This window comes from Mesorhizobium sp. A623 (assembly GCF_054489405.1).
This window is the reverse complement of record NZ_JBTMXB010000145.1, coordinates 1-607: the sequence shown is the minus strand read 5'-3', so window position 1 is coordinate 607 and position 607 is coordinate 1. Positions and strand designations below refer to the sequence as shown.

1 protein-coding gene is annotated in these 607 nt (G+C 61.3%); it reads right to left on the bottom strand.

Going from position 1 to position 607, the window contains the following annotated elements; translation table 11 throughout:
- Positions 1 to 28: 28 nt before the first annotated feature.
- The coding region (locus tag ACX3P1_RS28325) for a DUF1326 domain-containing protein (protein ID WP_459083157.1) at positions 29 to 607 on the bottom strand (579 nt) is incomplete at its 5' end.

Here is a 607-nt window from a genome sequence, read left to right as displayed (position 1 = left end):
TCTCGTAGCAACGACATTCCCGTCATCGTCAGGCGGCTGATGCGTAGTGGAAGTCGGACATGAAGCCGTTGCGACCAGAAAGCTTCCAATCCCAGCCAAAATCCTTGAGGCTGAAATGTTTCGAGCGCGCCACCACGACCGGCTCGCCGGGCGCGATAGCCAACGGATGGCTTTCAATGGTGATCGGCTTGCCGCCTTGCCCCTCCATGCGCTCGATCTCTGCCTCGGTGACGCCGGGAACCGACAGGCTGCTGGTCTTGCCGTCATTGTAATAATGCATCGGAACGTTCTTTGCGCCCACGATCTCGCCGATGAAGGAGGCGAGCACCGCCGGATGACCGCCGGCCTTGCCGCCGAAGATGGCGTGCAGCGCGTCGTTTTGCGCCTGGTCGGCCTTCTCATCGAAATAGGCCGCAACTTTCCATTTCGTTTCAACCATGGTGCCCGGCGCGTGCACCGCCAGCATCACATTCAGCCCGTCGAGCGCGGTGTCCCCGTAGCTGCCCTTGTCGATGTGCCAGGCCACTAGCGCCGTGCAATCACCCTCTGTCGGCGGGCTCAGGAACACGCACGGGCAGGCCGTCTCGCAGTTGCAGGTTTCGAAATA